Source organism: Roseateles sp., assembly GCF_044373315.1.
Taxonomy (GTDB): Bacteria; Pseudomonadota; Gammaproteobacteria; order Burkholderiales; family Burkholderiaceae_C; genus JACDQM01.
This window is the reverse complement of the sequence record NZ_JBILQK010000056.1, coordinates 1-26,973: the sequence shown is the minus strand read 5'-3', so window position 1 is coordinate 26,973 and position 26,973 is coordinate 1. Positions and strand designations below refer to the sequence as shown.

Annotated in this window: 24 protein-coding genes, 1 pseudogene and 1 riboswitch; of the genes and pseudogenes, 12 read left to right on the top strand and 13 right to left on the bottom strand. The window is 65.7% G+C overall.

The window, feature by feature from the left end; translation table 11 throughout:
• Nucleotides 1-153 precede the first annotated feature (153 nt).
• Nucleotides 154-285 (top strand): annotated as a pseudogene (locus ACIQ67_RS13330) (type I restriction enzyme endonuclease domain-containing protein); the annotation flags it as partial.
• Nucleotides 286-498: 213 nt separating this feature from the next.
• Here the strand turns inward: ACIQ67_RS13330 and ACIQ67_RS13325 are convergent.
• Nucleotides 499-2,211, bottom strand: coding sequence for a diguanylate cyclase (locus ACIQ67_RS13325; protein ID WP_397534859.1), 1,713 nt, complete (start codon nt 2,209-2,211; stop codon nt 499-501).
• 218 nt (nt 2,212-2,429) lie between these two features.
• Between ACIQ67_RS13325 and ACIQ67_RS13320 the strand changes: the two genes are divergently transcribed.
• The 5 genes from ACIQ67_RS13320 to ACIQ67_RS13300 all read left to right on the top strand — a co-directional run bounded on the left by ACIQ67_RS13320 (nt 2,430) and on the right by ACIQ67_RS13300 (nt 6,832).
• On the top strand, nt 2,430-3,242 hold the full coding sequence (locus ACIQ67_RS13320; protein WP_397534858.1) for a thymidylate synthase: 813 nt from the start codon (nt 2,430-2,432) through the stop codon (nt 3,240-3,242).
• A gap of 98 nt (nt 3,243-3,340) precedes the next feature.
• Nucleotides 3,341-3,868, top strand: a complete 528-nt coding sequence (locus tag ACIQ67_RS13315) for a dihydrofolate reductase (RefSeq protein WP_397534857.1) — start codon at nt 3,341-3,343, stop codon at nt 3,866-3,868.
• 5 nt (nt 3,869-3,873) lie between these two features.
• Nucleotides 3,874-4,449 (top strand): DUF4337 domain-containing protein, encoded by a 576-nt coding sequence (locus ACIQ67_RS13310; protein ID WP_397534856.1) that lies wholly within the window; start codon nt 3,874-3,876, stop codon nt 4,447-4,449.
• Nucleotides 4,450-4,604: 155 nt separating this feature from the next.
• The gene (locus ACIQ67_RS13305) at nt 4,605-5,933 is read left to right on the top strand and encodes a hypothetical protein (protein ID WP_397534855.1); all 1,329 of its coding nucleotides are present in this window, start codon (nt 4,605-4,607) and stop codon (nt 5,931-5,933) included.
• A 131-nt stretch (nt 5,934-6,064) separates the two neighbouring features.
• On the top strand, nt 6,065-6,832 hold the full coding sequence (locus ACIQ67_RS13300; RefSeq protein ID WP_397534854.1) for an exodeoxyribonuclease III: 768 nt from the start codon (nt 6,065-6,067) through the stop codon (nt 6,830-6,832).
• Nucleotides 6,833-6,844: 12 nt separating this feature from the next.
• Here the strand turns inward: ACIQ67_RS13300 and ACIQ67_RS13295 are convergent, their stop codons facing one another.
• Nucleotides 6,845-7,474 carry a bifunctional 4-hydroxy-2-oxoglutarate aldolase/2-dehydro-3-deoxy-phosphogluconate aldolase gene (locus ACIQ67_RS13295; RefSeq protein ID WP_397534853.1) on the bottom strand — a complete coding sequence of 210 codons (630 nt, stop codon included), beginning with the start codon at nt 7,472-7,474 and terminating at the stop codon, nt 6,845-6,847.
• Between the two features lie 36 nt (nt 7,475-7,510).
• A complete protein-coding gene (gene edd, locus ACIQ67_RS13290; RefSeq protein WP_397534852.1) occupies nt 7,511-9,328 on the bottom strand; it encodes a phosphogluconate dehydratase in 1,818 nt (605 codons plus the stop codon).
• Nucleotides 9,329-9,435: 107 nt separating this feature from the next.
• Here edd and ACIQ67_RS13285 point away from each other — a divergent pair, with 107 nt between their 5' ends.
• On the top strand, nt 9,436-10,095 hold the full coding sequence (locus ACIQ67_RS13285) for a gamma-glutamylcyclotransferase (protein ID WP_397534851.1): 660 nt from the start codon (nt 9,436-9,438) through the stop codon (nt 10,093-10,095).
• Here the strand turns inward: ACIQ67_RS13285 and ACIQ67_RS13280 are convergent.
• The gene (locus tag ACIQ67_RS13280) at nt 10,092-10,688 is read right to left on the bottom strand and encodes an NTP transferase domain-containing protein (protein ID WP_397534850.1); all 597 of its coding nucleotides are present in this window, start codon (nt 10,686-10,688) and stop codon (nt 10,092-10,094) included. The two genes, ACIQ67_RS13285 and ACIQ67_RS13280, sit on opposite strands and share 4 nt — an antisense overlap.
• A 178-nt stretch (nt 10,689-10,866) precedes the next feature.
• On the opposite strand from ACIQ67_RS13280, the gene pdxH reads away from it, so the two are divergent.
• Nucleotides 10,867-11,511, top strand: a complete 645-nt coding sequence (pdxH, locus tag ACIQ67_RS13275) for a pyridoxamine 5'-phosphate oxidase (protein ID WP_397534849.1) — start codon at nt 10,867-10,869, stop codon at nt 11,509-11,511.
• A 15-nt stretch (nt 11,512-11,526) separates the two neighbouring features.
• Here pdxH and ACIQ67_RS13270 read toward each other — a convergent pair whose 3' ends face one another.
• From ACIQ67_RS13270 to ACIQ67_RS13235, 8 genes are all read right to left on the bottom strand, one after another.
• The gene (locus ACIQ67_RS13270) at nt 11,527-13,557 is read right to left on the bottom strand and encodes a TonB-dependent receptor (RefSeq protein ID WP_397534848.1); all 2,031 of its coding nucleotides are present in this window, start codon (nt 13,555-13,557) and stop codon (nt 11,527-11,529) included.
• A gap of 118 nt (nt 13,558-13,675) precedes the next feature.
• A complete protein-coding gene (locus tag ACIQ67_RS13265; protein WP_397534847.1) occupies nt 13,676-14,041 on the bottom strand; it encodes a hypothetical protein in 366 nt (121 codons plus the stop codon).
• Between the two features lie 23 nt (nt 14,042-14,064).
• On the bottom strand, nt 14,065-14,577 hold the full coding sequence (locus tag ACIQ67_RS13260) for a DUF3299 domain-containing protein (RefSeq protein ID WP_397534846.1): 513 nt from the start codon (nt 14,575-14,577) through the stop codon (nt 14,065-14,067).
• Entirely contained in the window at nt 14,567-14,839 is a 273-nt protein-coding gene (locus tag ACIQ67_RS13255) for a hypothetical protein (RefSeq protein ID WP_397534845.1), read from the bottom strand. Before ACIQ67_RS13255 ends, ACIQ67_RS13260 begins: the two co-directional genes overlap by 11 nt.
• A 49-nt stretch (nt 14,840-14,888) precedes the next feature.
• On the bottom strand, nt 14,889-16,094 hold the full coding sequence (locus ACIQ67_RS13250; RefSeq protein ID WP_397534844.1) for an ABC transporter permease: 1,206 nt from the start codon (nt 16,092-16,094) through the stop codon (nt 14,889-14,891).
• Nucleotides 16,091-16,756 (bottom strand): ATP-binding cassette domain-containing protein, encoded by a 666-nt coding sequence (locus ACIQ67_RS13245; RefSeq protein WP_397534843.1) that lies wholly within the window; start codon nt 16,754-16,756, stop codon nt 16,091-16,093. Before ACIQ67_RS13245 ends, ACIQ67_RS13250 begins: the two co-directional genes overlap by 4 nt.
• A gap of 5 nt (nt 16,757-16,761) precedes the next feature.
• Nucleotides 16,762-17,307 carry a peptide-methionine (S)-S-oxide reductase MsrA gene (gene msrA, locus ACIQ67_RS13240; protein ID WP_397534842.1) on the bottom strand — a complete coding sequence of 182 codons (546 nt, stop codon included), beginning with the start codon at nt 17,305-17,307 and terminating at the stop codon, nt 16,762-16,764.
• A gap of 54 nt (nt 17,308-17,361) precedes the next feature.
• The gene (locus ACIQ67_RS13235) at nt 17,362-20,781 is read right to left on the bottom strand and encodes a DUF748 domain-containing protein (protein WP_397534841.1); all 3,420 of its coding nucleotides are present in this window, start codon (nt 20,779-20,781) and stop codon (nt 17,362-17,364) included.
• 371 nt (nt 20,782-21,152) lie between these two features.
• Here ACIQ67_RS13235 and ACIQ67_RS13230 point away from each other — a divergent pair, with 371 nt between their 5' ends.
• Complete coding sequence (locus ACIQ67_RS13230; RefSeq protein WP_397534840.1) at nt 21,153-21,953, top strand: YdcF family protein; 801 nt, start codon at nt 21,153-21,155, stop codon at nt 21,951-21,953.
• Between the two features lie 244 nt (nt 21,954-22,197).
• Here ACIQ67_RS13230 and ACIQ67_RS13225 read toward each other — a convergent pair whose 3' ends face one another.
• Nucleotides 22,198-23,763, bottom strand: a complete 1,566-nt coding sequence (locus ACIQ67_RS13225) for a UbiD family decarboxylase (protein WP_397534839.1) — start codon at nt 23,761-23,763, stop codon at nt 22,198-22,200.
• A gap of 269 nt (nt 23,764-24,032) precedes the next feature.
• On the opposite strand from ACIQ67_RS13225, the gene ACIQ67_RS13220 reads away from it, so the two are divergent.
• The 3 genes from ACIQ67_RS13220 to nrdR all read left to right on the top strand — a co-directional run bounded on the left by ACIQ67_RS13220 (nt 24,033) and on the right by nrdR (nt 26,781).
• Nucleotides 24,033-24,863 carry a transglycosylase SLT domain-containing protein gene (locus ACIQ67_RS13220; protein WP_397534838.1) on the top strand — a complete coding sequence of 277 codons (831 nt, stop codon included), beginning with the start codon at nt 24,033-24,035 and terminating at the stop codon, nt 24,861-24,863.
• A gap of 24 nt (nt 24,864-24,887) precedes the next feature.
• A riboswitch (ZMP/ZTP riboswitch) is annotated at nt 24,888-25,014 on the top strand.
• A 63-nt stretch (nt 25,015-25,077) separates the two neighbouring features.
• Nucleotides 25,078-26,325 carry a serine hydroxymethyltransferase gene (glyA, locus tag ACIQ67_RS13215; RefSeq protein ID WP_397534837.1) on the top strand — a complete coding sequence of 416 codons (1,248 nt, stop codon included), beginning with the start codon at nt 25,078-25,080 and terminating at the stop codon, nt 26,323-26,325.
• A 12-nt stretch (nt 26,326-26,337) separates the two neighbouring features.
• Nucleotides 26,338-26,781 carry a transcriptional regulator NrdR gene (gene nrdR / locus ACIQ67_RS13210; protein WP_397534836.1) on the top strand — a complete coding sequence of 148 codons (444 nt, stop codon included), beginning with the start codon at nt 26,338-26,340 and terminating at the stop codon, nt 26,779-26,781.
• The last annotated feature ends 192 nt before the right edge of the window (nt 26,782-26,973 follow it).

The following is a 26,973-nucleotide window of genomic DNA, read 5'->3' as shown; positions in this document are numbered from 1 at the left end:
CAAACCAGCGGCACGTTGATGCGCAAATGCACCCAAAACCTGCTGCTGACGACGACACCGGCGTCACGAAACCTCTTCAATCGGCACCGAGCACAACCGGCGGTGCTTTGTGCAGAGCTTCCCTAGCTGTTGATGCTGAGCTGGCACATGCCGAGCGTGCGCGCCAGCCTGCGGGGGATGGTCAAGCGCATCCTGCGGAAGTACAAGTACCCGCCAGACATGCAGGATGCGGCGGTGGAGTTGGTGTTGCAGCAGGCGCAGGCGTTGGGCGAGGCGTGGTGTTGATTGCCTGTTAAGGGCTGCAGACCGCGTTTCTGGCATTACCTGCCACCCGTGGCATGGGAGCAAATGACGCTGCACGGCACAGTGCAACGTCAAGCCAAGCGGACTTGAGCATGAGTACTTGCAGGAGACTGAGCATCAAGCCCCGCCTGTCCACCAAGCAAACAAACAACTCTTGAGCGCGCCCCTGCCCTTGCCGGCAGGGTTCAAACCGACTCAGGTCTGTTGAGCCGCACTCACCCGATTGCGGCCGGCTTGCTTGGCGGCCAGCAGTTGTGTGTCGGCAGCCGCAATCAAGGCCTCGATGCTGGCTTGATCGGCCCTTTGTGCCACACCGAAACTCGCGCTCAGGGTCAGCACGCCGCTGGCTGTTGGCAACGTCACCGCTTCGATCTCGGCGCGCAGGCGCTCAGCCAGCGCAACAGCCTGGGCCAGGTCGGTTTCAGGCAGCAGCAGCACGAACTCCTCGCCGCCCCAGCGGGCCAGCAGGTCGCCCGCTCGGCGACCTTCGGCCAGCACCCGTCCTGCGGCCACCAGCGCCTGGTCACCGACCTCGTGCCCATGGCGGTCGTTCACGCTCTTGAAGTGGTCCAGATCAATCACCACCACGCACATGGGCCGCTCGCCACGGCCGGCCGTGCGCCAGGCTGGGAGGCAATCCTCGAAGAAGGCACGTCGATTGAGCAGCTTCGTGAGCAGGTCGATGCGCGCCAGCTCGGTGGCCTGAAGACTGGCCCGCTGGTAGTGCCGAACCTGGTAGGCCAGCGCGAGAGCCAGCAGCGTCGCCTCGAGCGTCACGCCAATTTCAATCGCCCGGTAGCCCAGTTCGTTGAACGGCACCCAACCCCAGGTGGTGATGGTGCTGCTGGCGGCACCGATCATGCCGCAGAGGCAGGCCAGCAAGAAGTAACGCGCCGACGGGGTGCCCCGGTGCAGGGAGAAAAAACCCAGCGCCACCATCACGATGCAGACAAGGCCCAGGAAGGCGAAACCCCAGAGCACCGCCGCCAGATGGCTACCCCAGAGCACGCTCACAGTGGCCACGACAAGGCCAAGCAACGCCAGGCCGCTGACAGCACGGTCAACGCGCTGCGCGCTTGACCAGAGGCGCAAGAAGCGCCTCGCGAACATCAGGCTGCTGACAGCGAAAGCCACCATCATGACCGGGATCACATAGCGCTGAAACCCAGGTAGGTCAGGCCAGATCCAGGCATTCCCGTGGCCCGTGTAGCAGACGTTCACCCCGATGTAGCAGACCAGGTAGACCGCATAGCTGAGGTAAGTGCGCTTGCCCAGGCCTGCGAAGAGCAGCAGGTTGTAGGCACACAGCGCGAGCAGAAAGCCGTAGTGCAGTCCATATAGATAGGCCGTGCTCCGCTGGCGCTGCTCGAACTGCGCCGGGCTCAGCAGCTCCAGCGGCACAACCATCGGATCCACGCATGCCACGCGCAGCAGGACCTCGCTCTGCCCCGGGGGCAGCTGCAATGCCATCGTGAAGCCCAGGCCGGGCACAAGCCCTGTTGCACCAGGGCGCTCATCGCCCATCTGCCAGCTGGCCAGTGTGCGGCCGCTCTGGATCAGGTAGCCATCAATCCGGTCCGTCCACGGCACGCCAGCCACGAGATGAAAAACCTGTGCCTGGGCATCCAGGTTGTTGACCTTCAGCCGGATCCAGCGCGGGGTCGCGCCGATTCCGAAGCTCGGCTTCTGCTGGGTGATGGGCTGAAACGGTGCCGTCCGTTCCTGCACCTGCGCCAGATCGAGCGGCCTCGCCGGCAACTCGACGAGCACCTCGGCATGCAAGCCCAGTGCGCCCGCTGGAAGCTCCTGAAGCACCACGCCCATGGCCATGGACTTGGCACCGACGCCGAGCAGCCATGCCAGCAGCAGCAGCCACTTGAGCATCTGTGACAGCAGCTTTCGGGGCAAGCGGGCGGAGGGCGGCATTGACTTCACAGCATTGAGTCTAAATGCGCCGCGTGAACTGCCCCTGCGGCGCACGCTGAGCTGATCGGAGCCGCACCGGTCCAGCCATGCAAGCGGCAGCTGGCGTGCTGATGGTGGTTCAACACAGCACGCCCGCTTGCCCGCGCCCGCAGGCCAGCTTGATCCCGGCAAGGCCGACCCTGGACCTAGAATCGCTCGCCATGAGCTCACGACCCACCCGCAGCCAGTACGAAGACTTCATGCGCCATGTGTTCGAACATGGTGTGCAAAAGGGTGACCGCACCGGCACCGGCACCACCAGCGTGTTCGGCCACCAGATGCGCTTCGACCTGCGCGAGGGTTTTCCGCTAGTAACCACCAAGAAGGTGCACCTGAAGAGCATCATTCTCGAGCTGCTGTGGTTCCTGCGAGGCGACAGCAATGTGGCATGGCTGCAAGAGCGCGGCTGCACCATCTGGGACGAGTGGGCGCGCGCCGATGGCGATCTGGGCCCGGTTTACGGCGTGCAATGGCGCAGTTGGCCCAAACCGGATGGCGGGCACATCGACCAGATCGCTGAAGTGGTGAAGCAACTCAAGACCAACCCCGACAGCCGGCGCATCATCGTCAGCGCCTGGAACGTGGCCGAACTGGACCAGATGGCGCTGATGCCTTGCCATGCCTTCTTCCAGTTCTATGTGGCCGAGGGCCGCTTGTCCTGCCAGCTCTACCAGCGCAGCGCCGACATTTTCCTGGGCGTGCCCTTCAACATCGCCAGCTACGCGCTGCTGACCCACATGCTGGCGCAGCAATGCGATCTGGAGGTGGGCGACTTCATCTGGACCGGCGGCGATTGCCATATCTACAGCAACCACCACGAGCAGGTGCAGACCCAGCTGGCGCGCGCGCCCTTCCCTTACCCGACGCTGAACATCAAGCGCCGGCCGGAGTCGATCTTCGACTACCAGTTCGAGGACTTCGAGGTACTGGAATACCAGTGCCACCCGGCCATCAAGGCGCCGGTGGCAGTTTGACGACCGGCAGCGCCGACTCCCTCCCTAGCGGCACGGCACAACAGCTGGCGTCGAGCTTTCGCCGGAATTGACGGCAAATTTAACAAAAACGACCACCCATGACAGAGCTGGTGCTGATCGCCGCCGTCGCGCACCAGCGTGCGATCGGCAGGAACAACGACTTGCTGATACGCCTGCCCGAGGACATGGCGCGCTTCAAGGCGCTGACTCTGGGCCATACCGTGATCATGGGGCGCAAGACCTGGGATTCGATCCCGGCGCGATTCCGCCCCTTGCCGCAGCGCCGCAACATCGTGCTGTCGCGCCAGCCGGGTCTTGCGCTGCCGGGGGCGGAAGTCTTTGCTTCGCTGGATCGGGCCATCGCCGCCTGCGCCGACGAGGCTCAGGTGTTCGTGATGGGCGGCGCCGAGATCTATGCGCAGGCCCTGCCGCTCGCCGATCGACTGGAACTGACCGAGATCGATGCGGCGTTCGAGGCGGACAGCTTTTTCCCGGACTGGTCGTCGTCCGGGCTCGAAGAACAGGGCCGCGAACCGCGGCAGCACCGCACGCCCGAAGGACTAGACGTGACCTATGACTTCGTCCGTTATCAACGCAAGCAAGAGTCCACGCAAGAGAGGCATTGATAGCCATGTCCGGCGGCAGTTTTTGCGTTCACGGACCGCAAGGCAACAAGTTGGAGCTTGCCGCGCAGCACGAACCCAAGGGCATGGCCGGGCAGCTGGCCGTGCTCACCGCGGTGCTGGCCACCTTCGGTGCGGTGTTTTCCTATATGGGCGGCGCCACCCAGGCCAATACCCGTCTGTACAAGAGCAATGCTGCGATCAAGAACACCGAGGCCTCGAATCAATGGAGTTACTACCAGACCAAAAGCAGCAAGCAAAACCTCGCTGAGCTGGCCGCGGCGCTCGTCCTGACGGATCGCAAGGCGCGCTACGACGAAGAAGTGAGCCGCTATCGGGCCGAGAAGGCGGTGATCAAGACCAAGGCTGAAGCGCTGGAGCAGGAGTCCGCCGATTGGGACCGCAAGAGCGATGAGCAGATGCATCAGCACCACCGCTGGGCCGAGACGACGACGGCGCTGCAGCTCTCGACTGCCCTGGCCGCCATCGCGCTGCTGACCCGGCGCCGCTTGATCGCGTGGGCCATGCTGGGGGTGGGCGCGGTAGGTGTTTGCGTCGGCTCCGCCGCCTGGCTGCACTTGTGATGCGGCTGGTTCTGCTGGACCGCCTTGATTCGCGCCACCTTGCGCTAGGTACATCTACTGGCCGAAGCCGACGTGCGCTGTGAAAGACTGACCGCCACGCGCCAGCCCATGAGTGCCAGATGCCCGCTTGCCCATCCGAACAGGAGCTAAGCCCGATGCCGTTTCAACGCCTGTCAGTCCTTGTCGCCGCCACCCTGCTGGCCGCCTGTGCACACCATCAGCCGCTCTCGCAGGAGGCTGCCCCCCAGCCGCTGCCCTGCCCGAGCGGCATCGGTGCTGAGATACGTTGCCTGGGCGGCCGCGACAGCGCCGGCGCCTACTACCTAATCGCCATGCCCAAGGACTGGAACGGCCATCTGGTGATGCATGCGCACGGCGGCCCCTTTCTGGGCGAGCCGACGGCCAAGCGCGTCGAGGAAGACCTGCAGCGCTGGTCCATCATGCCGCGGGCCGGCTACGCTTGGGCAGCCTCAAGCTTCCGGCAAGGCGGCGTGGCCGTGCGCCCCGCGGCCGAAGACACCGAGCGCCTGCGCCGCCTCTTCATCCAGCACGTGGCCCCACCCAAGCTGACCTTTCTGCATGGCCAGTCGTGGGGTGCGGGCGTTGCTGCCAAGGGCGGCGAGATGTTCACCCAAGGCAAGCCTTACGACGCGCTGCTGCTCAGCAATGGCGTGATCGGCGGCGGCACGCGCTCCTACGACTTCCGGCTCGATCTGCGCGTGGTCTATCAGTACCTGTGCGGCAACCATCCGCGCCCCGACGAGCCGCAATACCCGCTGTGGCAAGGCCTGCCCGAGGGCAGCAAGCTCAGCAGCGCCGACCTGGCCCAGCGCAGCAAGGACTGCCTGGGTCTGGGCCTGCCGGCAGCCTCTCGCAGCGCTGAACAGGCACGCAAGCTCAAGACCCTGATCGATGTGATCCGCATCCCGGAAAGCAGCGTGCAGGGGCATCTGAACTGGGCGACCTTCCACTTCCACGACATAGCCAGCAAGCGCACGCAAGGCCGCAATGTGTTCGGCAATATCGGCGCCGTCTATCGCGGATCGGCGGACGACCAGGCGCTCAATGCCGGCGTGTTGCGCTATGCCGCCGACCCGGCCGCCGTGGCGCAGTTCGGTGCCGACACCGACCCCAGCGGCAAGATCACGGTGCCGGTGCTGATGGTGCATGGCATCGATGACCCGATCGCCTTCGTCGAGCTGGAGTCGGTCTTTGCCGACACCATGGCGCGCGCCGGCAACGCAGGCCAGCTGGTGCAGACCTTCAGCGCCGACAGCAACCACAGCTACTTGAGCGACGCCAGCTATGTGGGCCTGATGGACGCACTGCAGGCCTGGGTCAGCCAGGGCCGCAAGCCGACGCCTGCAAGCGTGGCGCAGGCCTGCCAGGCCGCGCTGACACGCTTCCCGTCAGGCTGCCGCTTCCAGCCCGACTACCGTCCTCAGGCGCTGGAGACCCGGGTGCCGACGCGCCAGCGCCCGTGACACCGAGCGGCCTCGTGCGAGAAGCACCCGCGTCGATGACGGCATACAGCCAAGGTTTCGCGCCAGAGCTTCTGCCTTGCCGGGCCTCGGCCCACCACGACCTAGTTGATTGATACGGAGAGATTCGATTTATGCGCCTTGCCACCTGGAACGTGAACTCGCTGGCGGTACGCCTGCCCCAGCTGCTCGATTGGCTGGCTGCCAACCCGGTCGACGTGCTGGTCTTGCAGGAGACCAAGCTGACGGACGACAAGTTCCCGACCCTGGAGATCGGCGCCGCCGGCTACCAGGTCCAATGGTTCGGGCAGAAGACGTACAACGGCGTGGCCCTGCTAAGCCGTGTGCCGGCCCAGGATGTGGTGAAGAACATCCCGGGCTTCGCCGATGAGCAGGCGCGGGTCATCGCGGCCACCGTCAACGGCGTGCGCTGTGTGGGCGCGTATTTCCCCAATGGCCAGGCGCCGGGCAGCGACAAGTTCGCCTACAAGATGGGCTGGCTGGACGCCTTGCGCGACTGGTTGCGCGAAGAGTTGCGTCAGCATCCGCAGCTGGTGCTGATGGGCGACTTCAACATCGCCCCGGAAGACCGCGATGTCCATGACCCGGTGGCCTGGGCCGGGCAGATCCACTGCACCGACGAAGAACGTGCCCATTTCCGGGGACTGCAGGAGCTCGGCCTGGTGGACGCGTTCCGCCTGTTCGAGCAGGCGCCCAAGAGCTGGAGCTGGTGGGACTACCGCAACCTGGCCTTCCGCAAGAACCAGGGCCTGCGCATCGACCACATCCTGGTCAGCGAAGCGCTGAAGAGCGCCGTCACGGCCTGCAGCATCGACAAGCTGCCGCGCAAGAACGAGCGCCCCAGCGACCATGCGCCGGTGCTGGTCGAGCTCAAGCTCTAGAAGCTCTCAGCCTCAGCCGCGCAATGCCGAGCAGGCTCGCGCCAGCTCGGTGATGCGCGCCCAGTCGCCCTGCTCGACCGCGTCAGCCGGCGTCAGCCAGGAGCCACCACAGACGCGCACATTGGGCAGCGCCAGAAACTGCGCCGCGTTGTCCGGCGTGATGCCGCCGGTGGGGCAGAAGCTGACATCGGCAAACGGGCCGGCCAAGGCCTTGAGCAGTTGCACGCCGCCCACCGCCACGGCCGGAAACAGTTTCAGGAAACGATAGCCGGCGTCATTCGCCTGCATCACTTCGCTGGCGGTCGAGACACCGGGCAGCAGCGGCAGGCCATGCACGCGGCACGCCTCGGCCAGGGCTTCGGTGAAGCCGGGGCTGACGCCGAACTGGCAGCCGGCGTCGCGCGCTGCGCGCACATCGTCAACCGTGCGTAGGGTCCCTGCACCGACGATGGCCTCGGGCACGGCCCGCGCAATGGCCTCCATGGCGGCCAGGGCGACCGGTGTGCGCAAGGTCACCTCCAGCACCTTGACGCCACCGGCCACCAAGGCCTGGGCCATGGGCACGGCGTCTTCAAGGCGCTGGATCACGATCACGGGAATCACCGGGCCGTGGGCGGCCAGCGAAGCGGTTTCAATCGACATGGGAAGTCGTCCTTCTTGGCAAGGGTGATGGGCTGATCACAACCAGCTGATGGCGCCCTGCTCGGCGCTGCTAACGTTGCGCCGCATGCCGGCAAACAGTTCGCGACCCAGACCGTGGGCATTGTCTTCAGCCTGCAAGGGCTCAATCTCTGCGAGCGCACGGGCGGCCCACTCGCCTTCATCAACCAGCGCCTGCAGACTGCCCGTGGTCGCATCGAGCCGCACCAAGTCGCCATCGCGCAGACGCGCCAAGGGACCGCCGGCCAAGGCCTCCGGCGAAACGTGGATGGCGGCCGGCACCTTGCCGGAGGCGCCGCTCATGCGCCCATCGGTGACCAGGGCCACCTTGAATCCGCGGCCCTGCAGCACCGCCAGCGGCGGCGTCAGCTTGTGCAGCTCCGGCATGCCGTTGGCTTGCGGCCCCTGGAAGCGCAGCACCACCACCACATCGCGCTCCAGCTCGCCGGCAGCGAAAGCGGCCAGCATCGCTTCCTGGTTGGTGAAGATGCGCGCGGGCGCCTCCACGACATGGCGATCCTCGGGCACGGCAGAGACCTTGATGACGGCACGTCCCAGATTGCCTTGCAGGAGTTTCAGGCCGCCGCTTGGGTTGAAAGGCCGGGCCGCCGGGCGCACCACGCTCTCGTCGCCGCTTTCCTTCGGCAGCGCAGCCCATTCGACACCGCTCGATGCGCTGAGCGTCGGCAGCAGGGTCTGCTCACGCAGGGAAGCGCCGCTCACCGTGCTGACGTCTTCATGCATCAGGCCGGCATCCAGCAACTCACGGATCACGTAGCCCGGGCCGCCGGCGGCCTGGAACTGGTTCACGTCCGCGCTGCCATTCGGGTAGACACGCGCCAGCAGCGGCGTCACCGCGGACAGGTCGGAGAAATCACTCCAGTCGATCAGGATGCCGGCGGAGCGCGCCACGGCCACCCAGTGAATCAAGTGGTTGGTCGACCCGCCAGTGGCCAGCAAGGCCAGCAAGGCGTTGACGATGACGCGCTCATCGACAAGGCGGCCGATCGGCGTGTAACGCGCCTTGGCGGTGATCTCCAGTGCCGTGCCGACCGCACTGCGCGTCAGCTCATCACGCAGCGTCTCGGCGGGATGGACGAAGGCCGCACCCGGCACATGCAGGCCCATCGCTTCCAGCAGCATCTGGTTGCTGTTGGCGGTGCCGTAGAAGGTGCAGGTGCCGGCGCCGTGATAGGCGGCCGATTCGGCCGCCAGAAGCTCCTCGCGGCCGACCTTGCCCTGGGCATACAGCTCACGCACCTTGGCCTTCTCGCCATTCGACAAGCCGCTGCCCATCGGACCGGCCGGCACGAACACGCAGGGCAGATGGCCGAAGTGCAGCGCGCCGATCAGCAGACCTGGCACGATCTTGTCGCAGATGCCCAGCAGCAAGGCGGCATCGAAGACATCGTGGCTGAGCGCTACGGCCGTGCCCATCGCGATGGTGTCGCGCGAAAACAGGCTCAGCTCCATGCCGGGCAGCCCCTGCGTGACGCCATCGCACATGGCCGGCACGCCACCGGCCACCTGGACCGTTGCGCCACGCCGGGCTGCCTCTTCACGGATCAGGCCCGGGTAGCGTTCATAAGGCTGATGGGCCGACAACATGTCGTTGTAGGCGGTGACGACAGCCAGATGAGGCGCCTTTTCCGCGACGATGCGCAGCTTGTCATTGGCTGGCATCGCTGCGAACGCATGGGCGACATTCGCGCAGCCCATGCGCTCGACGCCTCGGCGCCGGCCGGCCAGGCGCTCAATCTGTGCAAGATAGCTCGTCCGGGTCGCAGCGCTGCGTTCCTGGATGCGTCGTGTGACTGTCTCGACGGTAGGATTCATGGTCTCAAGCGATGTAACTCGCCGTTTGAATTCGTGTAACCATATTACACGAGCAAGCGCGACCTTGGTTACAAGCTTGGTACAGCCCTGCCGCGCCACCGACCTTCATGCCTCTCAACGCCGCCGACCAGCAAGCACAGACAAGCACCGCGCTGCAGCTGCAGCTGCTGCTGCGCCAGCGTCAGCCGCAGCAAGCCCTGCACTTGTTCGCCTACGGCTCGTTGATCTGGAAGCCGGAGTTTGAGTTCCGCTCGGTTCAGGCCGCGCGGGTGCATGGCTACCACCGCTGCCTTCGCATGCGTTCGCAGCTCTATCGCGGCACCGAGCTGCAGCCTGGTCTGGTGCTGGCGCTGATCAGCGGTGGCAGTTGCGAAGGCATGCTCTACGAGATCGCCCCGGATCAGGCGGACACGGTGCTGCGCCAGGTCTGGGCGCGAGAAATGATCAGCAGCGCCTACACGCCCCGTTGGCTGGCTTGTCGGTCGCGGGGCGGCCAAAGGCTTGGGAACGCGCTGGCTTTCACCCTCTCCCGCCAAAGCCCAAACCTGGTGAGCCCGCTTGGCGAAGCAGACCTGCTTGGCGTGCTCAGACACGCCCGCGGGCGCTACGGAAGCACACTCGACTATCTCTATCAGACCGTCAAGAGCCTGCGTACCCATGGCATTCATGACCGCGAGCTGGAACGCCAAATCGCGCTGGCCGTGAAGCATGAGCTCTGTGAAGCCCCGGCCGAGCACAGCCGGCAGCCAGCAGCAATGCGGCCTTAGCTGCGCAAGCTCCGCACGCGCGCCAGATCCGCCACGGTGTCCACATCAATCAGCACACCCGGGTCGTCGACGGCCACGCCTTGCGAAGGAAAGCGGGCCAGCAGCCGCCGGGCGCCATCATCGCCTTGCAGACCCACCAGTTCGGAATAGAGCTCCGGCCCGAAACCAACCGGGTGCCCTCGCTGCCCGCGGTACTCGGCATAGGCGATCGGATGCTCGTGCAGCGACTGGGCAACCGCTTGAATCGTCCGCGGCTGAATCAAGGGCATGTCGCCCGGCACGACCAGCCAGCCATCGGCGTCCCCACTTGCAGCGACACCTGCAGCCAGCGAATGCCCCATGCCCACAGGTGATGGCCGGCCTTTCGAGTCCTTTTCAGGCAAGGTGAGGACGTCGTGTGCTGCCACGAACCCGTCGACGATCGGCCTGAGATCCTCGCGGGTCACCACCAGCACGCGAAGGCCGGACGCCATTGCATTCTTCAGCGTCTGAGCCAGCAAAGGCGCACCATCCAGCTCCTGGTGCAGCTTGTGCCCTGCACCAAGGAAGCGCTGCCCCAGTCCCGCAGCCAACACAACAACAACAGGCCGCATTCCCATCGCTTGCCCAAACCTTCTCATAAGCAGCAAGGAGGCTCTCGGCCATAGTGGCCAGTACTGCTCCGACGAGTCCAGAATGCCCAGGCCCCCGCCCTGCTGCTACTGGGGCCTTCACCTAAGGCTTTGTACGATCCGGCGAAACGCTCGCTTGCCGCCAACGGATACTCACGCTATGGAAACCAAGAACCTCGCTGCCCTGCGCAAGAGCTATGAACAGGGCGAACTCGACGAACAGCATGCAGCTGGCGAACCGCTCGACCAGTTCCGCCAGTGGCTGGAGCAGGCCTTGACCGCCGAACTGCCCGAGCCAAACGCCATGACGGTGGCCACCGTCGGGCCAGATGGCCGGCCGTCGACCCGCATCGTGCTGATCAAGGACTTCGACGAGCGCGGCATCGTCTGGTACACCAACTACGCCAGCCGCAAGGGCCGCGAGCTGGAACACGCGCCCTTCGCCGCGCTGCAGTTCCACTGGGTGGAGCTGGAGCGCGTGGTGCGCATCGAGGGCCGGGTCGAGAAGGTCTCGGCCGAACAGTCTGATGCCTACTACCGCTCGCGCCCGCTGGACTCACGCCTTGGCGCCTGGGCCTCGCCGCAAAGCGAGGTGATCAGCTCGCGCGCGGTGCTGGTGGCCAATGCCGCCAAGGCCGCGATCCAGCACGGCCTGAACCCCGACCGACCGCCGCACTGGGGCGGCTACCGACTGGTGCCGGACCGCTGGGAGTTCTGGCAGGGCCGCCGCTCGCGCCTGCACGACCGCATCCGCTACCGCCCGGCCGAGGGCGGTGGCTGGCTGCGCGAGCGTCTGGCCCCTTAAGCTTGCGCTAACGGATCAGAAGCGCAGCTGCAGCCCGGTTAGCAGCGAGCGGCCGGGCAGCGGCGACAGTTCACGCAAGGTCGCGATCGTTGACGCGTTGTAGGCCAGCTGATTGCCGACGTTGTCGAGCTTGACGTACCACAGCGCATCGCTGCCGGCCAGCTTGAACTGCCGGGCCAGGCTTAGACGCAGGATCTGATACGACGGTGTGGCGCTGTCCAGGGTGGGTACGCGGTCCTGCCGGTCGGACCAGCGCCAGTCCAGCGCTGCCTGCCAGACGCCGTCCCGCGCCTCAAGGACCAAGCCCACGCGCAGCGGCGCCAAACGCGGCAGTGCCTCGCCAGTCGAGCGATCCACACCGCGCAGCACATCGAGCTGGCCCGACATCGCCAGCTGCCAGCCGCTGAGCCGCTGCGCGAAGGCATGGCGGCCTTCGAGCTCGAGCCCGTGCAGGCGCGCCGGCACCGCCCGGAAGGCGTACTCGGGCACCGCCTCGCCATCGACGTCAACCTGGGCACCGGTCGGGGCCAGCGAGATGTAGTTGGCAAAGCGGGTCTGATGCAGATTCAGGCGCAGCGAGCTGTCGCCCGACTGCCAGCGCAAGCCCAGATCGACGCTGCGCGCGCGTTCCAGCCCGAGCGAAGCATCGCCCCGCTCATAGGCGCCGCTGGCGATGTGGACGCCATTGGCATGCAGTTCGTAGAAGGCCGGTGCGCGCTGCGTGTGGCCCAGACTGAGCTGGACGCGCCAGGCGGGTGCCAGCGCATAGCCAGCTTGCAACGAGACGCTGCCTGGGCTGAAGCTGCGGCTCGATGCTGCGCCGAAGCGTGCCTCGACTGCACCAGGCGCATCGCCGTCCGATTCCACCTTCACGGACTCGCGCCGCACGCCCGCAGCCAGCGTGAGCGCGCCGCGCTGGTACTGCTCCAGCAGGAACAGCGCGCGGCTGCGCGTGTGGCTGGTCGGCACCAGCGCCTCGGCGCCCAACGCCGAGAACTCGGCCTGCTCCCATTGCACGCCGATCAAGCCCGTCAGTGGCCCGAGCGGTGTGTGCCTGGCCTCGACGCGACCGTCGGTGCCGCGATTGCTGAAGCGCGTGCCGATGGCGCCGTCGCCTTCAACTTCCACATGCTCATAGCGGGCGCGGCTGAGCTGCCAGCTGAGCTGCGTAATCGGGCCGCTCGGCTTGCGCCACTCGCCCGCGGCCGCGGCACGCTGGCGCTGCATGCGGATGCCGACATCGGGCTCGACCGTGACGCCGTAGTCCTTGCGGAAGCCATCCAGCGAGACGCCGACGAAGCCGGAGTCGAAGTGCAGGGCCGCCCCGATCGCGCCGCCGTGGCTGTCGCTGGCCGAGTTGCGCACGCGATTCACGCGGTCGCCGTCGAAGTCATGCGCGGGCACGCGCAGATCGTCGCTCTTGCGCGTGGCCGCATCGGCATGCCAGGCGACCGCGCCCGAGCCTCCGTCGAGCACCACGGCCGCACTGCGCTCACCCGCCGCGCCACCCAGACGCCCTTCCACCGCGCCGGTCAGGCCGGACGGGCGCTGGCGCGGGATGCGGTTATCCAAGGTGTTGACGACCCCGCCGATGGCGCTGCCGCCATACAGCAGCGCAGCCGGACCGCGCAGCACCTCGATGCGTTCGACCACCAGCGGATCCAGCGGCACGGCATGGTCGAAGCTGAGCGCCGAGGCGTCGATCGAGGCTCCGGCATTACTGAGTAGGCGAACCCGGTCGCCGTCCAGCCCACGCAGCACCGGCCGGCTGGCATTCGGCCCGAATGCAGTGGCCGAGACGCCGGCCAGTCCGTCCAGGCTCTCGCCCAGGCTGGCGCCACGGCGCAGGGTTAAGGCATCACCGGCCAGCAAATGGCCGGGCTGCAGGGCATCGGTGTTGGCCAGAGGATTGCCAGTCACCAGAACCGGCGCGAGCTGCTGGGCCGGCGCAGGGACGCCGGATTGCGCCCAGGCCGCACCCATGTTGAGGCAGGCCAGCGCGGCCGCCTGGCACAGCAGACCAGGCAGAAATTGGTAGTTCTTCATGGGAAAGCTCTCAGCCATGCCTGCGGCGCGAGCCAGGCAAGACATGGCGACAGGACCCCGCGGCCGCACAGGCGCGCCGGGGATCGATTCAGTACAGGGGGATGGGGCGGAAGGAGCGTCAGGCCGCGCTGGGCGGGGCCCGGGCACCACGCTGCCAGCGCGAACTCAGCGAGGCGCTGCGCGCCTGTGGTGACGCAGGCTGCGCCTTTGGCAGTGCGTCGGCGACAAGAGAATGCGCGAAGGCCGGACCGAGGTCCTGGCCCAGCTGGTCATGCAGGCGGCACTCGGCGGCGTCGGCCGCATGGCCCCAGCCGGCATCGTCGTGCTCCGTCGGGGCGTGACTGTGGGTGTGACTTTGGCTGTGCCCGCCGTGCGCCAACCGATGTAGATGGCCCAGCCCTTGCGCACCGAGCAGCACGCACAGCAGCACAGCGACCAGCCAGGGCCGGGCGTGCAGCAGGCGATCAGTGCACAAGGCGAGCATCAGCCATCGAAGCCCTTGCGGGATCAGTTTACGGGCTGGGCGTCGACGACGCGATAGAACAGCCCGTAGGGATCGTTGGCCAACACGGCCAGCGTGCCTTCGACCAGCACCGGCTCCAGCGTGTAGCGGATCGGTGTCTTGCTGCGCACCTCGACCAGGCCTTCCGGGCCAGCCGCGGTGCAGAAGTTGCAACTGGTCGGCACCGACGACAGCAGGAAATGGCGCTGCTTGTCACCAGGTTCGAGCGGCATCATGAAACCCTGGATCTTGACCTTCTGCTTGTCCAGCTGCTGCACGCCGGCCGGAAAGCTGGGCACCAGGCGCTTGTTCTCCAGCTTGGTCGTCACCGAGGCCAGCAGCGGCCAGGACACGACGCCCTCGCGCTCCTGCAGCGGCTTGAAGGCGCTGCGTGGATCGTGGATGCCGGGGCCCTGGCCAATCGCTGGAGCTGCCGGCACTTGAGCGCCGGCGCCGGCAACCATGCCGAGACTCAGCGCCAGCAGCAGCGCGGTGGATTTGATTCGATCAGTGCTCATGCTTCAACCCGCAGTACTTGCCGATGCCCAGGCCACGGCAAGCGGCCAACAGTCGCTTCTGGCATTCATCTTCGGAGGTACCCGCCTCAAGGCAGCGGGCCGCATCTTCATGGGCCTTGGACATCGCGCGATGACGGCTGATGTCCTTCTTCACATGCTCGCTCAAGGCCGGCGCGGCGGCTGGCTTGGCCTTGTCCGGGCTTTGCGCGCCAGCGCTGGCAGCAAACAAGGCGGCTGCAACAGCAGCAATCAGATAGTTCATAGCTTCCCTCTTGATCCTGAATTGTCCACGCTTCGATCTGGCAGCGTTCTCAATGCGGCGCTTGCAGCAGTTCGGTCACCTCCAGGCGATAGGCTCGCCAGGCCGGCCAGGCTGCTGCCGCCAGGGCCAGCAGCAAGGCCAGCAGCGGAATGCCCCACTCCCAGACCGACCACCAAGCACCGCTGATGCGCAGCGACTGTTGCGACGCCAAATACCAGCCTAGCGCATGTGTCAAGCCATGGCCAAGAGCCAGGCCCAGCACACAGGCCAGCGCGGCAAGCCAGAGCGCTTCGCTGGCCACCAGCACAGCCACGCGCCAGGGCGGCGCGCCCAGCATGCGCAGCATCGCCAGATCACCCTGGCGCTCGCGCACCGCATGCAGCAGCGCCACAAAGACCGACAGCGAGGCCGCCAGCAGCAGCACCCAGCCAAACCCGCGCAGCACCTCGGTGCCGGCACCGACCATGCGCAGCAGCCTGGCGGTTTCAAGGGCTGGCGCCGCCGCCTGCAGACCGTCCTGGGCATTGATCCAGCGCGGCAGACTGATGGCAGCCAGCGGACTGCGGTAGCTGACCAGCGCCAGGGTGATCTCGCGCGATTCCTCCATCGCGCGGCGGTCGCTCTCATCAAGCGCATGCATGTCTTCATGCACCTTCCACACCGAGGCCAGATCGGTGACCACGAGCCGGTCCATCACGCTGCCAGTCTCGGCCAGCACGCCGACCACGGTGTAGGGATGGTCGCCATGTTCATCGCCTTGCTCACCCAGGCCATGGCTGCCCTTGAACTGCGAACCGGTCGTCAATCCCGTGGCACGTGCCACCGCGGCGCCCAGCACCGCCTGCATCGGCGCATCCCACAAGCGGCCATCGGCCAGACGAGCGCCGTACAACTCCAGATACTCCGGCGTGCTGCCGATGATGCGATAGCCCTTCAGGCTGTCGCCCATCGAGAGCGGCACGGCTCGCGCCACCAGGGGTTGGCTCCGCAGTTCTTCCAGCGTGCTGAGCGGGATATTGCCGGTCGGCACATCCAGGTGAAACACACCGGCCAGCATGATCTGCATCGGGCTGCCCTTGGCGCCGACGACCAGATCCACGCCAGCCAGATCACGTTGCACACCGGCCTCGATCTGCTCGCTAACCAGCAGCACGAAGCTGACCGCCGCCAGCCCCAGGCTCAGCAGCAGCAGATTAAGCGCCGACACCAGCGGCTGCGACCACAGATAGCGCCAGGCCAGACGGGGCAGGTTCATCGCGCGCCTCCCGCAGCCAGCCGTGGCAAGGCCATCAGATGCATGCTGGCGCCCTGCAGGGCTTGCACAACGCGACTGTCATGGGTGGCGATCACCAGGCAGGCGCCCTGCTCGGCCGCGGCCTGCTGCAGCAGGCTCAGGCCGGCCGCACAAGCCTCGTCGTCAAGGTTGGCGGTCGGCTCATCCGCCAGCAGCAGGCGCGGCCGGCGCAACAGCGCACGGGCCAAGGCGACGCGCTGCGCCTGGCCCAGGCTGAGCTGATGGGGCTTGCGATGGATCAGCTCTGCCAGGCCGAGTCGCTGCAGCAGTTCGTCGACGCGCGCCGCATCCACAGGCAGACCGGCGGCGGCATAGCTCAGGCCAAGGTTGTCTCCCACGCTGAGCGCCGCGCTGAGGTGCAGTCGCTGCGGAACGAAACCCAGGTTCGCGCCGCGCCAGGCATCGCGCTGACGCGCGCTCAGGCCACCGAGCTCGGTGCCGCCCACGACGACCCGGCCCGAGCTGGCGCTCAGCAGCCCCGCCAGCAGGGCCAGCAGCGTGGACTTGCCGCTGCCTGAGGCACCGCGCAACAGCAAGCCTTGGCCGGGCGCAAGGCCCAGGTCGGCAAAGCGGATATCAGCCCCCGTCGCATACCGGTAGCTCAGCCCTTGCAGTTCGATCATCGGCGTCAGTCGCGACGGTATTGCGCGAAGGTGGACAGGAACTTGTCGACCTTGGGGCCGACGACAAAGGCGCAATAGCCCTGCTCCGGATTGCGGGCGTAGTAGTGCTGGTGATAGGCCTCGGCGGCGCTGTAGTTGCGCTCGGCCTCGATCTCGGTCACGACCCGGCCGCCATGGGCTTGCTGGGCCTCGGCCAGTACAGCCTGGGCCACCGCTTCCTGCGCTGCGTCATGGAAATAGATACCCGAGCGGTACTGGGTGCCCACATCTGCGCCCTGCCGGTTCAGGCTGGTCGGGTCATGGGTGGCGAAGAAGATTTCGAGCAGCTGGTGCAGGCCGATCTGTTGTGGATCGAAACGCAGCCGCACCACCTCGGCATGGCCGGTGCGGCCCGAGCAGACCTGCTCATAGCTGGGCTTGTCAACCTGGCCGTTGCAGTAGCCGGACTCCACCGAGATCACACCGCGCACCTGTTCAAACACGGCCTCGGTGCACCAGAAACAGCCCCCGCCGAGGGTGATCGTTTCAAGGGTCGGATGGTCTGAATTCATGCGCTGGTCGACAGGGTTGCTGAAGCTGGGCGGCAGCATAGCGGAGGCCGCCCCTCAATGCGTGGACAGCGCCAGATCGACCCGTGGAACCCAAGGTTTGTCAGGATCGGGTTCGGCCAGGCGGGCTGTGGCCAGGAAGATGCGCTCATTCGGCACCTTGCGCGCAATGAGCGCGTCGCGCAGCGCAACAGCGCGCGCCAAAGCCAGCTGCCGGATGGTCTCTTCCTTCACTTCATAGCTTGCCAACAGCATCGCCCGCATCTCCGCGAGCGGGATGTCCTTCAGCATGCCAAGCAGGTTGCGGGGCCGCTTGGGCAGGTTGCTGGCCTTGTAGACCTGGGTCAGCAGGCGAGCCCGTTCAGCATCGCTCAATTGCTCGGCATCACTCAAACCCTCAGCCTGCTGACGGCCCGAAGCGCTCTGTTGGCGCCTGAGCTCCCGGCGGCGCTCCGCCAGCAGCGCACGCTCCAGCGTCAGGGCCTGCAGCGAGCCGCGCTCAGCGTCGGCCTGGGCCCAGCCAGTGATCGTCAGGCTCAGGCCGGGCCGGTTCAGCAGCGCCTGCGCCAACTTGTCCAGCCGTTCGTCGCCCGCGGCATCGATGGCCGCCGAGCCCGGTGCGAATTCAGCCTGACTCAGGTCCACCCCATCGCCAGCGAACAGACTGAAGGGCGCGATCAGCGCCTTGCCGATCAGGTTGACGATCACGCGCACGATCAAGCCCCCCATGCTGAACTGCGGATCGTTCAATGAGCCGCTGATCGGCAGGTTCACATCGATCACGCCCTGACTGTCTTTCAACAGCGCCACGGCCAGCAGCACTGGCAGCTTGGTGGCCGTGGGGCTCTCGATCCGCTCGCCGAAGGTGAGCTGATTCAGGATGAGCTGGTTGTCAGCCTGCAGCTGCCCGCTCGGGTCGATGCGGTAGTGCACGCGGCTGGAGAGCTTGCCACGCTCGATCGCATAGCCGGCGTACTTGCCGGCATAGGGCGAGAGGGGTGCAAGCTCGATATCCGTCGCGCTGGCCTGGATGTCCATCGCCAGCGCTTGCGCGCCCGGATTGAGCTGGCCGGTGATCTGCAAGAGGCCGGTGCCTTCGACACGACCAGTGATCGTCAGCGGCGCCAGCTCGGCACTGCCGCTGGCGAAGCGCCCCAGGCTGCCAGCCAGCTCGCTGAGCTTGGCACTGAAATTGGGCCGGATGTAGCGGTCGCTGAAATCCACGCTGCCGTTGCTGACACGCGTTTCCGCAACGCTGATGGCCAGGGCTGGCGCAGCCGCCTCTCTTTCCATTTGCGCATCTTGCTCTTGGCGAGGCTCGCGCTGAGGCTCGGCAGGGTTTCGCAAATCGCCCAGGTTGAACTGCCCGCGCTCGTCAACCAGCAGCCGCGCGTAGAAATCGGCCAGGTTCGCACGGCCAACCTCGAGCCGCGGCGTGGCCTCCGGTTCAAGGGTCAGATCGAGACCGGTCAGCTCCAGCGACTGCCAGTTCAGCAGTTCCTCACCCGCTTGGCGTCGTCCCTCGACTTCGGGCGCGTGGAACAGCCGCAGATCGGCGACCAGCAGAGCGCCCTGGGCGTGGCTGCGCCATCCCTTGGGCGTCTGATTCACACTGAAGCTGCCCCGAAAACCCGCCTCGCCACGTCGCAGGTAGATCTGCAAGGCGGGGTCCAGATAGGGATCCAGCACCGGCAGCGGCAGACGCTCGGCGCGCAGCGTGCCACGCACGCCCAGAGGCGACAGGGCCAGCTGACCTTTCCAATCGATGCTGCCGGGCGTGGCCCCATCACGCCGCCCCTCGCCGCGGCCGAGCAGCAGGCTCAGCTGGATCGGGCTGGCCTTGCCGGCACCGGGCGGGCCCGAGGCCAGATCCCTCAGGCGCAGCTGAATCCGCTCAGCCAGCAGGCTGTGCGAAGCACCACCGCCCAAGCGGGCCACCGGCTTCACCGACTCATCCTGGAACCAGGCTTGCCCCTGATCAATGGCAAGCTCGGCGAGGCGCAGCTCCCAAGGGGGCAGTGCCGAACCGGCGACCTTGGCTGAAACGGTCGAGACCGCTGCAGGAGATGCGGGAGCCAGCAGCGCCTGCAATGACAAGCGCCCCTGCGCATCCCGCTGCATCCGCAGCACCGGCGCTTTCAGTCTGAGCGAACCCAGAGCCAGCTGGCGCCGCGGCAGGTCGATGCGCGCCTCGTCCAATTGGACACGGGTCGCGGTGGCGAAGTCCTTGCCGGTCTGGCTCAGGCCAGCTTGCAAGCCGCCCACATCCACATCGCGCAGCGTCAGCCGCAGGCGCTCCAAGGGCTGCGGCTGCAGCGGCTGCGGCAGCTCAAGAGCCAGGAGCCCAGCCATACGGCCTTTCAGGCTCAGTGGCAGCTGCACCTGCAGATAGGGGGATAGCGACTCCAGCGGCAGCGCCATCCAGCCGCCCTGGAGCTCAAGCTGTTGCGGGCCAAGCTGCCCCGCCAACTGCAAGGCGGCCGCTGGTTGCCGACCATCGGCCTGCAGTTCGGCAGCCAGCTTGAATCCAGCAGCATGGCTTGCGTCGGCCGGCAGCGGCCACTGCAGGCGCTCGGCATCCAGCGCCACAGCAGCAAGTGTGAGCTGCGCAGCAGGTCGCAGCGCCTCGTCACGCCAGCGCAAACGCCCCTGGCTGAGACTCAGGGCTTCGAGTGCCAACTGCCAGGCCGGTCCGCTGGCCTTAGCAGCAGCGGACCGGCTGCCGGCTGGCAGCAGCAAGCGCCCGGCGGCATCACGGCGCAAGCGCAGCTCGGCTGCGGTGACCGCCAGCTTGCCAAGCTTCACTTGCTGCCGCAGCGGCTGAAGATCCAGAACCGTCAGGCGCAGATCCTGCCAGGCGAGCCACCGGGACTCGCCCTGCCGCGCCAGGCTGACATCTCGGGCAGCGATGGCGCCTTTGAGGCTCAGGGTGGGCGGCTCAGTGCCTGGCTTGGCTGGCTGTGCGTAGTCCAGCGCAAGGTCGGCATCGATCTGCCCCTGCTCAGGCCGCAGCGGCAGATCGCCGGGCAGGTAGGGCAACCACGGCTTCAGATCGACGCTCGAGAGCTTGATCGACGCGTGCACAGCCCGGGCTTGGGCAAAAGGCTGGCCTTGCAGCTGTACATCGAAAGCCGATCCATTTACCCGCCCGGCTGCGCGGGCAGTAACGGGGAGCGCTGCATCCGCCTTGCGCAAGGAGAGAAAAGGCACCTCCAGGCTCAGCGCATCGAGCTCGTGAGTCGTGCCTTGATGGCGGTCGTCAAAGCGCCAGCGCCCGTCACGCACAGTCAGGTCGCGAATCTCGACAGTCGCCCCATCCCCGGCTGGCTCCGTGGGATCGGGCACGGCCAGACGGGCCAGCAGGTCGTCGATGTCCAGGCTGCGCTCGCCCAGGCGGGCCAGCTGAAACTGAGGCCCCTCGATCAGGAGCGCCGAGAGCGTCAAGCCTCGCCACAGGCTGCTGGGCGAGATGCGCAAGTCGACGCGTTCGACCGATAGCTGCGCCTGCTCGGCAGTAGCTTTCGCTGCTGCAACGCGCAGCCCTTGCAACTCAAGTCCGAGCCGCCAGGGGCTAACCGCAATTCTTTCGGCTGATACAGGGCGCCCCAGCAAACTGCTGACCAGTGGCAACCCTCGGGTCTGCAACCACCAAGGCCCAAGCACTGTGATGGCGACGATCAGCGCTGCAAAGAGGCCAAGAAGAGCGCTTGCCCACAAGAACGACGCTCGATGCCACAGTGGCTTGCTTGCTGAGGAAGGGAACCTTTCTGTCATTGCGGCCAGTTTAGCGAGGCCGCGGCTGCGATGATGCGGTCCCCGACCGAGTCAGCCGCTCTACCAGCCGCAATATGGACGCCATCCTTGCCCTGCTGCAGCCCGCCAAACCCATGCTGCTTGCGCTGCTGCTGCCACCAATCCCGCTGTTGCTGCTGATGCTCGCCGGAGCCGCCTTGCTGCGGCGCCTGCCAAAGCTGGGCTGGACGCTCGTCGCTGCAGGCGCAGCGCTGCTGTGGCTGAGCAGCACCGAGTTTGGCGCTGAGCAGGCAAGACGGGGATTGCTGGGCACGCCGAAGACTGTTTCTTTGGAACGGCTGGATCAACTCAAAGGCGCGCCGGGCACGGCGATCCTGGTGCTCGGTGGCGGCGCCCGGCAAGACAGCCTGGAGTATGGCGGGGCGTCATTGAACCCCTTGTCGCTGGAGCGCCTTCGGTACGGCGTCTGGCTGGCCCGCCGGACCGGCCTGCCACTGGCCTACACCGGGGGGATCGGCCACGGCGGCGAGCCTTGGCACCAGCCCGAAGGCGTGCTGGCGGAAAAAACTGTCGCCGATGAGTACGGCCTGCCTTTGCTGTTCGCCGAGAGCCAGGCCCGTGACACCCGTGAGAACGCTCAGTTCAGCGCACCATTGCTCGAAGCGCATGGCATCCGGCAGCTCATCATGGTCACCCATGTCCAGCACATGCCACGTGTCATGAGAGCATTTGCGCAGGCCAAGACCGCAGAGCCGATCACGCTCGTTCCCGCCGCCGTGGGCTTGCGCCCCAGAGAGACTTCATTCTCCATCGGAGACGGCCTGCCGTCCTCCGAAGGCTTCAGACAGTTCCGCTATGCAATCTACGAATGGCTGGGCTGGGTGATGGGACACTGAGGACCCGGCTTGGGCTGACGAAGCCTCCATGCCGCATGGCATGCGTGGCTTGACCGGGCCCGCCACAAATGACAAGCCCCTTCCGTGCTTGCGCCCGGAAGGGGCCGGATGACTTACGCCATCGCTTGGGGCTCCACAGCTATCTGCTGCGGGGCTCCTGGCGCGCAGAGACTGCGCCAGAGGTTATGCCTTGAAGAAGGCCTGACAACATTAGGCGAAGGTTGCCGCTGCTTCAAGCCTCGAATCAACCCTTGCTGGCCGACCCGAAGAGGCGCCCATACAAGTCTTCGGCGTGTCGCTCGACTTCGGGCGTCATCGTGATCGTTCGACCCCACTCGCGCGTCGTTTCGCCCGGCCACTTGTTCGTGGCGTCGAGACCCATCTTGCCGCCCAAGCCGCTGACAGGCGAGGCGAAGTCGAGATAGTCGATCGGCGTGCCCTCGACCAAGGTCGTGTCGCGAGCGGGATCCATTCGCGTGGTGATGGCCCACACCACCTCTTTCCAGTCCCGGATGTCGACATCGTCATCCACGACGACGATGAACTTGGTGTACATGAACTGCCGCAAGAAACTCCACAGACCGAACATCAGGCGTTTGGCGTGGCCGGGATAAGCCTTCTTGATGGAAATGACCGCCATGCGGTAGCTGCAACCCTCAGGTGGCAGATAGAAGTCAACGATCTCCGGGAACTGTTTCTGCAAGATGGGAACGAAGACCTCATTGAGTGCCACCCCGAGGATGGCGGGTTCGTCAGGCGGCTTGCCGGTGTAGGTCGAGTGATAGATCGGCGCGCGGCGCTGTGTCAGGCGCTGCACCTCGAACACCGGGAACCAGTCCTGCTCGTTGTAATAGCCGGTGTGGTCACCGAACGGACCTTCCAGGGCGTGCAGATAGCCGCCCTTTTCCTTGATGGGCACCCCATCCTCGCTGACGCCCTCGAAGCCAGGCTCGGCAACAGGGATGCACCCCTCCAGCACGATCTCGGCACTGGCCGGTACCTGCAGCATGCAGCCGGCTTCGCCGACGCCGCTGTTGACCAACTCCGTGCGCGAGCCGCGCAGCAGGCCGGCGAACTGGTACTCGGACAGGCTGTCCGGCACCGGTGTCACTGCGCCAAGGATGGTGGCGGGATCCGCACCAAGGGCCACCACGATCGGGAACGCCTGCCCCGGGTTGGCAAGTGCAAAGTCTCTGAAATCAAGAGCGCCACCCCGGTGCGCCAGCCAGCGCATGATCAAGTGCCGACGACCGATGAGCTGCTGGCGATAGATGCCGAGGTTCTGGCGCAAGCGCGGTTTCGCGATGCGCTGAGGGCCGCGCGTGACCACCAAGCCCCAGGTCAGCAGTGGGCCGATGTCTCCGGGCCAGCAGGTCTGGATGGGTAGCGCCTTCAGATCCACCTCAGAGCCGACAAAAACCTCTTCCTGACAGGCAGCTTGGCGGACAAGGCTCGGCTTCATGTCCCACAGCGACTTGAGCATGTGCAGCAGACGCCCCGTGTCCTTGAGTCCGCGCGGCGGCTCAGGCTCTTTCAAGTTCGCCAGCACCTGACCCACGGCGCGCAGCTCCTGGAGATCCTGTGCCCCCATGCCCAGCGCCACCCGCCTTGGTGTGCCAAACAGATTGGCGAGGACCGGGATGTCATATCCCTTGGCTTGCTCAAAGAACAGCGCCGGACCGGCGGCGCGAAGCACCTTGTCGCTCAGCGCTGTCATCTCAAGAACCGGGGACACCGGCTCAGTGACGCGCTTCAGCTCACCCAAGGTCTCGAGTCCGTGCACGAACTCGCGCAAATCGCGATACTTCATATTATTTAGAAATAAAGAACAATGTAAACAAGCTTGACGGGTTATTCATGGACCTTAGAATCCGCCTGCCTTGAGATTTCAGGGTTAACCCGAGCCTGCCCATTGGGACCGAGCAGGTGCCCCGCTGCCGATGGACGCCGGTCATGCGAAGCCTCCCAAAACGGAAGCCCTTCGCGATCCAGCCGGCCCATTATCAACGCCGCCTCTTCCAGGTGATGCGCCCCAGCGCATCGCACCACGGACGAGAGGGCCGAGAAGAAAGGAGTCACATGACAGCGCGTCGTGAACTAATCGCCCTGGCCCACCACATCGGTGCAGCCATTTCCCTCTTTGTGAAAGACATCGGCCATGGCTTGCTCGTGGTCAGCCACAACACACTGGCGCTGCTCGGCCTGGTCGTACTCGCGCTCGGGCTGATCTTCATCAGCCAGGCTGAGATGCGGCATCGCGTCGAAGCCGAGGTCTACGGATGGCTGGATTCTCGCCAAGGTGCTCGTGCCGAAGCCGAAGGCAACTCGCTGTTCGGCCTCAATGAGCCGGAGGCGATCAGCCGAGCAGTGGCTTCAGACCCCAAGGCCCTGCCCAAGCAGCAGGCCGCCGTCGCGATGTGGCTCTCAAAACGTTACAGAGTGGCACCGGAGCCCATCAGCCGTCTGGTCCAAGAAGCCTGGACCGTCGGGCAACGCGCCCGGGTGGAACCCACCTTGATCCTTGCAATCATCGCCGTCGAGTCCAGCTTCAACCCCTTTGCGCAGAGCGCCGTGGGCGCCCAAGGTCTGATGCAGGTGATGACCCGCGTGCACGATGAGAAGTACCAGGCTTTCGGTGGCTCGCTGGCCGCGTTTGACCCCATCACCAATCTGCGCGTCGGCGTACAAGTCCTGAAGGAGTGCATCCGGCGTGGCGGCAGTATCGAAGAAGGCTTGCGCTACTACGTGGGTGCCGCCAACCTTCCGGACGATGGCGGCTACGCGGGCAAGGTCCTGGCCGAGCATGAGCTGCTCAAGGCGGTCGCCGGTGGTCCGCCAGCGTCGGTCAAGCCGCGCGACCTGAGCACGCCGGCAGCTCCCGCTGACGACAAGGTCGCTTTGCTCAACTGAACTGTCGCTGCCCTCCGCTACACTGACGATTCGCGCGACTGGCGATCAAGGCTGCGTCCCGATGCAGCCCGAGGTGGTGGACCACCGGGGAGCGCGAACGTCCAGGCAGGATTGCCGAGGGCGTCATCGGCCGTTCGCCTGGGCAGCACCACTCCGTCGAGACAGAGGTTTCGGCGGGCGCTCGGCGCTACAACCCTTGAGATCCTCCACCATCATGTTTGACCGTAGCCAATCGACCCTCGCCAATGTGGACCCGGAAATCTGGGCCGCCGTTCAGCAAGAAAATCAGCGCCAGGAAGAGCATATCGAGCTGATTGCCTCGGAGAACTACACCTCGCCCGCAGTCATGCAGGCGCAGGGCAGCCAGTTGACCAACAAGTACGCCGAGGGCTACCCCGGCAAGCGCTACTACGGTGGCTGCGAGTACGTCGACGTGGTCGAGCAGCTGGCGATTGATCGCCTGAAGCAGCTGTTCGGTGCAGAGAACGCCAATGTGCAGCCGAACTCCGGTTCGCAGGCCAACCAAGGCGTGTTCTTCGCGCTGCTGCAGCCGGGTGACACCATCATGGGCATGAGCTTGTCCGAGGGTGGCCACCTGACCCATGGCATGCCCTTGAACATGAGCGGCAAGTGGTTCAAGGTTGTCAGCTACGGGCTCAACGACAAGGAAGAAATCGACTACGACGCGATGGAGCGGCAAGCGCGCGAGCACAAGCCCAAGCTGATCATCGCTGGCGCCTCGGCCTACAGCTTGCGCATCGACTTCGAACGCTTCGCGAAGATCGCCAAAGAGATTGGCGCCTACTTCATGGTCGACATGGCGCACTACGCCGGCCTGATCGCCGCCGGCGTCTACCCGAACCCGGTGCCGCATGCCGATGTGGTGACGTCGACCACGCACAAGAGCTTGCGCGGCCCGCGTGGCGGCATCATCCTGATGAAGGATCATGTGGCCAAGCAGATCAACAGCGCCATCTTCCCGGGAATTCAGGGCGGTCCGCTGATGCATGTCATCGCTGGCAAGGCTGTGGCTTTCAAGGAAGCGCTGACCCCTGAGTTCAAGAGCTACCAAGAGCAAGTGGTCAAGAACGCCAAGGTGCTCGCTGAGACCTTGATTGCTCGTGGCCTGCGCATCGTCTCTGGCGGCACTGAGAGCCATGTGATGCTGGTGGACTTGCGTCCGAAGAACCTGACCGGCAAGGAAGCCGAAGCCGTTTTGGGCAAGGCGCACATGACCTGCAACAAGAACGGCATTCCCAACGATCCGCAAAAGCCGATGGTCACCAGCGGCATTCGCCTGGGGACGCCCGCCATGACGACTCGCGGCTTCAAGGAAGAGCAGGTTCGCATCACCGCCCATCTGATCGCTGATGTGCTGGACAACCCCAACGATGAAGCCAACCTGGCAACTGTCCGTGCCAAGGTCGCAGCATTGACGCGCGACTTCCCGGTCTACCGCTGAGTTCGGGCCAACATGCGCTGTCCGTTCTGCAGCCACACCGAAACCCAGGTCGTCGAGACTCGAGAATCCGACGAGGGGGACGTGGTTCGCAGGCGGCGGCGCTGCCTTGCGTGCGACAAACGCTTCACCACCTACGAACGTGCAGAAATCGCGCTGCCCGTGGTGGTGAAAAAGGACGGCACGCGAGCCGACTTCGACCCTGCCAAGCTGCGGGCCTCCATGCAGCTTGCCTTGCGCAAACGCCCGGTCAGCATCGAACAAGTCGATGCGGCGATGGAGCGAATTCAGGAAAAGCTGCTGACCAGCGGCGCACGTGAGCTTCCCTCCACACGCCTGGGCGAATTGGTCATGCGCGAACTGAAGCGCATTGACAAGGTGGCCTACGTGCGATTCGCCTCTGTCTACCGAAGCTTTGAAGATGTCGACGAGTTCCGGCAACTGATTCGCGACATCTAGACCCTCCTTAAGACGGAGGGTGCCCCCTCGCAGGCAGGACAGAAAGCTACCTGATCGCGCTCTGTCTAGGGATGGTCTGCATAAACCCCGGGGAAATCAGCTACCGGACGACCTGAGCGGCTGAGATGATTGAGACCATGAAGCAGACGAGTCTTGGACTGGGGCAATCGAGCAAGCGCACGCGGCGACGCG